At 33.6% G+C, this 7,120-nt stretch carries 7 protein-coding genes; 5 read left to right on the forward strand and 2 right to left on the reverse strand.

The window, feature by feature from the left end; all coding sequences use genetic code 11:
• The first annotated feature begins 577 nt into the window (after window positions 1–577).
• The 4 genes from LC076_RS19255 to LC076_RS19270 all read left to right on the forward strand — a co-directional run bounded on the left by LC076_RS19255 (window position 578) and on the right by LC076_RS19270 (window position 3,163).
• The gene (locus LC076_RS19255; RefSeq protein WP_226670711.1) at window positions 578–1,303 is read left to right on the forward strand and encodes an alpha/beta hydrolase; all 726 of its coding nucleotides are present in this window, start codon (window positions 578–580) and stop codon (window positions 1,301–1,303) included.
• A 100-nt stretch (window positions 1,304–1,403) separates the two neighbouring features.
• Window positions 1,404–1,922 carry a YjcG family protein gene (locus LC076_RS19260; RefSeq protein ID WP_226670712.1) on the forward strand — a complete coding sequence of 173 codons (519 nt, stop codon included), beginning with the start codon at window positions 1,404–1,406 and terminating at the stop codon, window positions 1,920–1,922.
• Window positions 1,923–2,348 carry a GNAT family N-acetyltransferase gene (locus LC076_RS19265; protein WP_226670713.1) on the forward strand — a complete coding sequence of 142 codons (426 nt, stop codon included), beginning with the start codon at window positions 1,923–1,925 and terminating at the stop codon, window positions 2,346–2,348. It begins immediately after the preceding gene.
• A 137-nt stretch (window positions 2,349–2,485) separates the two neighbouring features.
• The gene (locus LC076_RS19270) at window positions 2,486–3,163 is read left to right on the forward strand and encodes a YetF domain-containing protein (protein ID WP_226670714.1); all 678 of its coding nucleotides are present in this window, start codon (window positions 2,486–2,488) and stop codon (window positions 3,161–3,163) included.
• Between the two features lie 52 nt (window positions 3,164–3,215).
• Here LC076_RS19270 and LC076_RS19275 read toward each other — a convergent pair whose 3' ends face one another.
• Together LC076_RS19275 and LC076_RS19280 are read right to left on the reverse strand one after the other, a co-directional pair.
• Entirely contained in the window at window positions 3,216–4,127 is a 912-nt protein-coding gene (locus LC076_RS19275; RefSeq protein ID WP_226670715.1) for an MBL fold metallo-hydrolase, read from the reverse strand.
• A 35-nt stretch (window positions 4,128–4,162) separates the two neighbouring features.
• Window positions 4,163–4,408 carry a hypothetical protein gene (locus LC076_RS19280; protein WP_226670716.1) on the reverse strand — a complete coding sequence of 82 codons (246 nt, stop codon included), beginning with the start codon at window positions 4,406–4,408 and terminating at the stop codon, window positions 4,163–4,165.
• Between the two features lie 184 nt (window positions 4,409–4,592).
• Here LC076_RS19280 and LC076_RS19285 point away from each other — a divergent pair, with 184 nt between their 5' ends.
• The gene (locus LC076_RS19285) at window positions 4,593–6,863 is read left to right on the forward strand and encodes an ATP-dependent helicase (RefSeq protein WP_226670717.1); all 2,271 of its coding nucleotides are present in this window, start codon (window positions 4,593–4,595) and stop codon (window positions 6,861–6,863) included.
• Window positions 6,864–7,120: the final 257 nt, after the last annotated feature.

Raw genomic sequence — 7,120 nt, forward strand, 5'->3', positions numbered from 1 at the left:
CGTTTAGGATTATGATAATGATTGTATTGTCTTGCAGTGAAAGTTTTTTTAATACATTGTTGTTTTGAAATTACATATTAATACACCTGTCCTAAAAATAAGGAACAAAACTTGGTTTACAGTTTCATCTTTTGAATCTTTTAAAAAAGGTTATGCTATTTAATTCATGATAGTGGAATGGAGCGCAAGAAACTTGACTCCTGCGGGTGCAGAGGAAAGGTCGAGACCCCACAGGCGAAGCCGAGGAGGCTTGACTTCCTCCCCGCGGAAAGCAAGTTTCTGGAGCGAAATGAAACGGACTAATTACTAACTACTTTTCTTTTTTAACATAATTTATTCTACTTCCAAACAAATAGATTCCTTTAAATGAGCTTAACGATAACAGACAAGGTATAAAGGTAATAGATTTAAGATGAACCAAATGTGATTTTAATAACAAATGATTCCTTTTCTAATCAACATAAGTTTAAATGCTTTAATGAATTAACCGCGTATGGTTTTACTGTCTGATCATAATCATATAAAATAGAAAGGGATTTAATTTACTGCATTGGCGCTTACTTCTAAGGAGGTTATCATGAGCAAACAAACAGGTATTGTAAAAGAGCATACTTTTTATTCGAATTCGTTACAGGAAGAGTTAACATTGCTTGTTTACCTTCCAGAAAATTATTCTCCTCTATATAAATATAGTTTGCTTATTGCACAGGATGGGCAGGATTATTTTCGCCTTGGACGTGTTGGCAGACAGGTTGAAGCATTAATGAAGGATGAAGAAATTGAAGATGTAATTGTCATTGGGATTCCATATAATGACGTAAATGATCGCCGTGAAAAATACCATCCAAATGGCAGCAAGTTCGACAACTATGTGAGATTTTTAGCTCATGAGCTTGTCCCTTATCTTGATAAAGAATTTCCTACTTATCAAATTGGATATGGTCGAGCACTAATTGGAGATTCACTTGGTGCTACAGTTTCCCTCGTCACTGGTTTAACGTATCCTAATACATTTGGAAAGCTCATTTTACAATCACCATATGTAAATGAAGATGTTTTACAAATCGTTGAAAGCTTCTCTTCAGCATCGCGGCCAAGTATCTATCATCAAATTGGCAAACAAGAAACAAATGTGAAAACAACTGATGGTGAAGTTTTAGATTTTATTACACCAAATAGAACACTAAATGAAGTACTCTCAAACAAAGGTTTTTCATATACTTATGAAGAATTTGATGGAGATCATACTTGGAAATATTGGCAGCCTGCCTTAACTCCAATTTTCAAAGTGATGTTTGAATAGTTCCACTCAGTAATATTTTGCTGTTAAATTGGCTTTACATATGTTTATTCTATAAAATTTGATATACTAACACTATATGAAATGTCTAGGAGGGAATGGCATGAAATACGGAATTGCCCTTTTTCCATCGAAGAAATTACAAGATTTAGTCAATTCTTATCGTAAAAGATATGATCCACATTATGCATTGGTTTCACCACATGTTACATTGAAGTCAACATTTGATGCTTCAGAGGAAGAAATAAAACAAGTGGCGAAAGAACTCCGTCATACAGCTAAGACGGCAAAACCATTAGATCTTGAAATCAAAAAAGTAAGCTCATTTTCACCAGTTAACAATGTCATATACTTAAAAGTTGAACCTACAGATGAAATGCAAGAGCTGCACGATCGTCTTCATACTGGAGCATTAAGTAGTGAACCAGAATATGCATTTGTCCCACATATTACACTTGGACAAAATCTATCAGATGATGAGCATTCTGACGTGCTTGGTAGTATTAAGATGCTAGACATTCATCACAAGGAAGTCATTGATCGCTTCCATCTTCTTTATCAACTAGACAACGGTTCCTGGACCGTTTATGAGACATTTTTACTAGGAAAGGAAAGCGAATAATTGGAAATAAAACAAGTCACAACAAAAGAACAACTAGAAGATGCATACTTTGTAAGAAAAACAGTTTTTGTAGATGAGCAACAAGTACCACTAGAAGAAGAAATTGATCAACACGAAAATGAAGCAGCACATGTTGTTCTTTATGATGAAGAACAACCAGCTGGAGCAGGCCGTGTGAGAGTAGTAGATGGCTACGGTAAACTCGAAAGAATTTGTGTAATGAAATCCACACGTAAAAAAGGTGCCGGTAAAGTCATCGTAAATAAACTCGAAGAACTTGCTACAAAGCAAGGTGTGAAAAAATTGAAGCTAAATGCGCAAACACACGCAATTCCATTTTACGGGAAATTAGGATATGAAGTTATTTCAGAAGAGTTTATGGATGCTGGTATCCCTCATGTTACAATGCTTAAGGAATTAAATTAATAACCATTAAAGCTAACGATGATGTCATCGTTAGCTTTTTTTATGTTCATCATTGTATACATCCTAAATATTGAGTATAAAACTTGGGTCATTTGAAAAACATAATGCTATGGTATACGTCACGGAGGGTTATATTTATGCATTTTGGTCAAATAACGATTGAATTGATATTCGGTTTCTTTGCTCTCTTTTTAATTACTAAAGTATTAGGAAAAACACAAATTACACAAATTACAACCTTTGATTTTATTTCTGCATTAGTGTTAGGTGAGCTTGTTGGAAATGCAATATTTGACGATAAAGTAGGAATATCACGCATTATCTATGCTGTTATCATATGGGGACTACTCATTTATATATTAGAAATAATTACACAAAAATGGAGTAGATCCAGAGGAGTTCTAGAAGGAAAACCATCTATTATCATTAAAAAAGGTGAGATACTAAGAGAAAGCTTAAAAAAAAGCAAATTAGATATTAACCAACTTCAACATTTGGTAAGATCAAAAGGAGTTTTTTCTATAAGAGAGCTTGAATATGCTGTTCTCGAGACAGATGGAACTGTTAGTGTTTTGAAAAAAGCTAAATATGAAACACCTACAAAAAATGACCTTAACGTTAATTTAGAAGATGTAAATATTCCAATAACGCTTATTACAGATGGAATTGTTCTTAAAGAAAATCTTATAGATGCAGGTTTTAATTTTACATGGCTTGAACAGCAGCTAAAACAGCAAAATATTATGCACAGTAAAGAAGTATTTTTCGCTGAATGGTTAGAAGGTGATGGATTGTATATTCAGACGTTTCAATAAAAAGTAGCTCCAGATAGAATTAGATTTTCATCTTATCCATATGGAGCTACCATTAGTATTTAATCTCAATTTTTTTAAAACATAATTTATTATCATCAATAAATAACTTCACTTTCTCCTCTTTAACAAGGAAAGTGACATATGCTGTGATGGCTGTCCTAAACAACATCCACATTGACACATTGTTTAAGTTTACAGCCCATGTTTTACATACTTGACTAACTAAATCCTCATGTGTTATTCCTGTTTCATTTTGGTTGTTAATCAAGTTCAGAATGGATTCTAGAATGGTATTGTGATACATAATGTTTGTATCTACTGTTTTTTGAAAGGCTGTTTCATAAATACCATGACCAGGCACTGCACCGATACAATCAATATTTTTTAAACCATTTAACGAATTCAGCGTGTCTTTAGCATCGATAATAAAAGGAATTTTATGCTTGTGAAGCTGTTCTTCACTAAAATATGAATCTGCCGCATATAATACTCCATTTATTAACAAACCAAGCTGATTCATACTATGTCCTGGTAATGCAATACATTCAAATTGTGTTTCACCAAAATGGTAGGTACCTTCTTTCACTTCTTCATCGACAACGATCGGCTTACCTTCTAGAAACTTATTTCTCATTTCTGGTAAGGGACTGTTTCCTTGAAATAAATACAACGGTTCTAAGATAGGATTTCTAAGTATTGCTGATTCAAGATATGGAGCATATGTGTAAATATTTTCAGTTTCTTGCAAGTAGGCTGCCCCACCATAATGATCAGCATGAGCATGTGTGACGAATAAGTGAGTCACGAACATCTCATGCTCTTTTAATATTTTTACTATCTTTTTCATTGTACCTTTATCAATGCCAGCATCAATTAACATGCCTTTTTGTCCACTTTTTATATATCCAATATTAACAGCACCATGGAAGTAATAGCAGCAATCAGTTATTTGAATAAAATTCATCATACATCCTCATTTATTAGGTAAGTTTACTTTCATTATACATATTCGTTAAAATAATTACCTTTTCCTGTATAGGGTGCAATGTCTTTTGAATTTTTCATTTTTTGTTGTAAAATTTCCGCAAAATTTGTTCCACTTTCTTTTGTATGTTCTTCTTCATTATTTGTTGTATTCTGGACAGCAGTTGTTGGTAGAATATGAGAATAATGACTTTGTACAGGAAGGGATCGATTCACATATTGAGTGTACGTATAATTTTGAATCGGTAAAATATAGCCCATAGTAATCACCTCTTGTTATTTATATACCCCTTTTATTGGAATATTAATCAACCCAACTTTACCTTTTCGATCATCTTTCATTCTGATAAGATAGAATTTGTCGCTTATTAGTAAGATATGCACATATTGCGTTCTTATCTATACATATACGTTATTTATTTCTATTTTATGGGAGGTGAAGCATATGAATTCTGCTTATTTTCATTCTGAAGTTATTTCTTTGCCACATTTGCCACGTGAAGAATATCAAAGAGTGTATGAAGCTAGTTTAAGAGATGAGATAACATGCTTTGTATGCAAGCAACCAATTAAGATGTATCTAGGAATTAATCAATCACCATTTTTCTTTCATCCTAACAAAGATTTAAATAAAAAATGTATGGAAGAAAATAAGGATATACCTGTTACAACGAGCAATATAGAGGAAGAATCTGTTAGTGAGTATTCTAATCAAAATGGATTCCGAATCCCTAAATCAAGAAACATTCGTACAATCATAAAACCACAGGAAACTGAGTGGCAACAACCGAAAGCAATTAAGGGCCGAACGCCGCTTACTTTAAAAATCAAAACTCCGTCAGAGCTTCTAGGAATTTCGCTTGATATCGAGCAAAAAGAAGCTGTAGAAACGATAAATGGACCATTGCTTATTTTAGCTGGAGCTGGTAGCGGTAAAACGCGTGTGCTCACAACAAGGGCTCTTTATATGATGGAAGAAATGAATATTGATCCAAAATCAATCATGCTTGTGACCTTTACAGCAAAAGCTGCGCGCGAAATGAAAGATCGGTTGATTCATAACTCAAACAAATCACAACAGAGATTAAATCAATTAGTGATCGGTACTTTTCATAGTATTTTTTACAAAATGCTCATCCATCACAACAGCGAAAAATGGAATGGAAAGCATTTATTAAAATGGGATTGGCAAAAAGAAAATTATTTAAAACAATCTTGTCGAGAATTAGGTATTGATGAAAAGGACTTCGCATTTGACCAAGCTATTCAGCAAATTGGTTATTGGAAAAATACGATGAAAACTCCTGCTGATATTAAGCCTGTTGATGATTGGGAAGAGACTGTCTTAACACTGTTTAAGGAATATGAAAATCAAAAAGAACAACAGAATCAATTTGATTTTGATGATATGCTTGTTAAATGCTATGAATTATTAAAAGGTAATAGCACGTTGCTTGATGCTTATCAAAAGAGATTTCAATATTTTTTAATTGATGAATTTCAAGATATTAACCCTGTTCAATACAATTTAATGAAGTTATTGTCTAGCCACACAAATAACCTTTGTGGTGTTGGTGATGATGATCAAACGATTTATAGCTTCCGTGGTAGTGAGCCATCATTTATTTTAAACTTTAAAGATGAGTATCCTTCTGCTAAAGTCATTAACTTATCATCAAACTATCGATCAGATCATCATATTGTTTCAACGGCTAACGAAGTTATTTCTAAAAACAAAAAACGTTTAAGCAAAAAGATGATCGCTCAGTATCAATCAGAAACATCACCTCTTTGTTTTTTTCCTTATGATGAAGAAGAAGAAGCAACCTTGATTATTAATGATATCAAGGAAAAGATTGAAATGGGGGCAAATCCTGATGACTTTGCTGTGCTATACCGGACACACACAGGTGGTCGCGCAGTATTCGAACGCTTTGTACAATCCAGTCTCCCCTTTACAATCGAAAAAGGGCAGAGCTCTTTTTATGAAAGAAAAATGGTGCGTGCTGCCCTCGCTTATTTGCGTTTAAGTGTAAATCAAGATGACACAACAGCAATAACAGATTTTATTAGAGCTCTCTTTTTAAAGCAAAGCACGATCAATGATGTAAAAGCTTTATCGATCTTAAACGATTGCTCTCTTCTTGAGGCTCTTTTACATGTGAAAGGAATTCCAGCATTTCAATTATCAAAAATCAAAAAAATCATTCCTCGAATGAGTTCTCTCAAACATGAAAAACCAGCAGTAGCAATCGCTATTATTGAAAAAGAATTAGGATTTTCTGATTATTTAAAGAAACAAGGTAATGAAGGAAATTCAATGGACAAGGGCTCAGACGATTTAAACGATTTAAAAGTAGTGGCGAAGAAATTCCTTACCGTTCAAGAATTTCTACAACATACAGATCATATGATTTTAACTCAAAAGGCATTAAAAGGTGAAAACTTTCAAACAGGAGTACAGCTGATGACTATCCACCGTTCCAAAGGATTGGAATACAAATATGTCTATATTATCGGAGCTGTTGATGGATCACTTCCCCATGACTTTTCATTAGAATCGGCACGAAAGGGTAATTATGAATTTCTTGAAGAAGAAAGACGCTTACTTTATGTAGCAATGACAAGAGCGAAGGAATATTTATTTATTTCTAGTCCTTCCTATCGTAGAGGAAGAAAAGCAACGACTTCTCGGTTTCTTAGGCCGTTACTTTAAATCCCTATAAAAGAGGCTGTGACTTAATTAAAGAAGTCATAAAAAAAAACAAATAAATCTAAATTCAGTTACCTGAAAGAAACTAGTACGTTCCATTACGCTGCAGACACTCGCTTTCCACGGGGAGGAAGCTGAGCCCAATGTCATCAAGCTAAGAAACCAATAATTTACATCTACATCATACCTATGGTAGTTTACAAGTGTTTTTAACGCTTGTTTTAGATCTAGTCTCTAAAAAAGGCAATAGGATGCCCGGG

The organism is Metabacillus litoralis, from assembly GCF_020524045.1.
In the GTDB taxonomy this organism is placed as follows: Bacteria; Bacillota; Bacilli; order Bacillales; family Bacillaceae; genus Metabacillus; species Metabacillus litoralis_C.

What these genes read in the sequence shown, in the direction of transcription:
- LC076_RS19255 (WP_226670711.1), top strand. Translation starts at nt 578, where the DNA reads ATGAGCAAACAAACAGGTATTGTAAAAGAGCATACTTTTTATTCGAAT.
- LC076_RS19260 (WP_226670712.1), top strand. Translation starts at nt 1,404, where the DNA reads ATGAAATACGGAATTGCCCTTTTTCCATCGAAGAAATTACAAGATTTA.
- LC076_RS19270 (WP_226670714.1), top strand. Translation starts at nt 2,486, where the DNA reads ATGCATTTTGGTCAAATAACGATTGAATTGATATTCGGTTTCTTTGCT.
- LC076_RS19275 (WP_226670715.1), bottom strand. Translation starts at nt 4,127, where the DNA reads ATGAATTTTATTCAAATAACTGATTGCTGCTATTACTTCCATGGTGCT.
- LC076_RS19280 (WP_226670716.1), bottom strand. Translation starts at nt 4,408, where the DNA reads ATGGGCTATATTTTACCGATTCAAAATTATACGTACACTCAATATGTG.
- LC076_RS19285 (WP_226670717.1), top strand. Translation starts at nt 4,593, where the DNA reads ATGAATTCTGCTTATTTTCATTCTGAAGTTATTTCTTTGCCACATTTG.